The 1,914-nt window shown below is 40.4% G+C and carries 2 protein-coding genes; one reads left to right on the top strand and one right to left on the bottom strand.

All coding sequences use genetic code 11. The features are described from left to right. Window positions 1–883: molecular chaperone DnaJ (locus H4J67_RS19790; RefSeq protein ID WP_182204849.1), on the top strand; the 883-nt coding region annotated here is incomplete at its 5' end. A 96-nt stretch (window positions 884–979) separates the two neighbouring features. Here the strand turns inward: H4J67_RS19790 and H4J67_RS19785 are convergent. After that, on the bottom strand, window positions 980–1,828 hold the full coding sequence (locus H4J67_RS19785) for a choice-of-anchor H family protein (RefSeq protein WP_182204846.1): 849 nt from the start codon (window positions 1,826–1,828) through the stop codon (window positions 980–982). Between the last annotated feature and the right edge of the window lie 86 nt (window positions 1,829–1,914).

The following is a 1,914-nucleotide window of genomic DNA, read 5'->3' as shown; positions in this document are numbered from 1 at the left end:
TGGCTTTGGCGGCGGTGGTCAAGATTTTGGTGATATTTTTGGTGATATTTTTGGTGGTGGCCGCGGTGGCGGACGTCAGCAACGTCAACAACGCGGTTCAGATCTTCGCTACAACTTAGAGTTAAGCCTTGAAGATGCCGTTCGGGGTAAAACCTTAGAAATTAAAGTACCAACTTATGTGAGTTGTGATCCATGTGATGGCTCTGGCGCTAAAAAAGGCACAACTGTGAAAACATGTTCAACATGTCATGGTCATGGTCAAGTACAAATGCGTCAAGGTTTGTTTGCTGTTCAGCAAACGTGTCCAACGTGTAATGGTAAAGGTAAAGTCATTCAAACACCTTGCCCTATATGTCGTGGTCAAGGTCGTGTAGAAAAAACGAAAACACTTTCAGTGAAAATACCGCCGGGTGTAGATACAGGTGACAGAATTCGTTTGTCAGGCGAAGGTGAAGCTGGTGAACATGGTGCACCTGCAGGTGATTTATATGTACAGGCAAATGTACGTGACCATAAAATATTTGTCCGTGATGAAAACAACCTTTATTGTGAAGTTCCTATTAGCTTTACCACAGCAGCATTGGGTGGCGAAATAGAAGTACCAACACTTGAAGGTAAAGTGAAGCTGAAAATACCCAAAGAAACGCAAACGGGTAAAATGTTCCGTTTACGTGGTAAAGGTGTTAAATCAGTACGCAGCCACTCAATAGGCGACTTAATGTGTAAAGTTGTTCTAGAAACACCGGTTAACTTGTCTGGCGATCAAGCGGATTTACTGCGCCAGTTAGATGACAAAATGGGTAAAAGCACTATAAAGCATAGCCCTAAAGAGACAGGCTTCTTTGATGGCGTTAAAAATTTTTTTGATGACCTGAAAAGTTAAAGTACTGCCATTCGATGAGCTAAAAGCTTGTTGAAATGTAGACATTAAAAAAAGCCACAAATTTTTTTGTGGCTTTTTTGTTTTTCTGGCTAATGATTAATGGCGCTTTACTCGCATAAGTAGACCACTGAGTAATACCAATAATAGACCAAACAGACTGCCGCCATGAGTCTGTCTGATCTCGACGACTTCTATTACTTCGATGACTTCAGTATAAACCTGGTCATACTCAGCACTTTCTAACGGCAGTGCGTATAACGCGTTACTGTCATCTGCACTGTAATTCGCAGCAATACCCTGATAACCGACTTGATATAAGTCGATTAACACATCGTAGTGATCACTTTCATAGCCCGACATAAATGTAGAAATAACTTCGTATTCATCGGCATCAGTATCACCTTCTATAAGAAAATTATCTGTGGTGAAATAGTGCTGCCAAGGGCCACCATTTTTACTGAGGTAGAGTAAAGCATACACTTCGGCGAGGTGATTTTCGCTATAGCTATATACGTCTGCATCAAAAGTCACACTGAAAGTTTGATAATAGCCATCTCTGTCATAATCTTCTTGCAGAAAACTCGCCGCACTATAAATACTGAACTGTTGATCATAGTGGTTACTCACTTTTTGTGTGGCTTCACCACTTTTTACTTGTGCAGTGTTCTTGGCTTGATTATTAAGTGTATAGCCTCTTATGTGGGCATTCGTTTTGCCGCTGACTTGATCGGATAGCTCGGCTAGCTTATTCGTTGCAATTATTCTTTTTCGCTGTGACTCAGTGATACTGTGTTTAAGTGCTCCTTGAGAAACACTAGCGGGTAAAACCTTTAATTCGCTGGCAGTGACATGAGTTAAAGGTAATACGCTAAAGGTTATCAATAACATTATTTTTTTAAGTGAATTCGCGTGAACTGACTTCGCTGCTTTATTATTTATTAACATAATATATCCTACCGGCTTTGTTTAGTGTTGCTATTAAAGCGCAGTAAAGATGAATGTAAGCTGAACACTTTATTGGTAAGCTTTGA

The sequence above is a fragment of the Colwellia sp. BRX10-4 genome, from assembly GCF_014077465.1.
Lineage (GTDB): Bacteria > Pseudomonadota > Gammaproteobacteria > Enterobacterales > Alteromonadaceae > Colwellia_A.
This window is presented reverse-complemented; position numbering and strand designations above follow the sequence as displayed.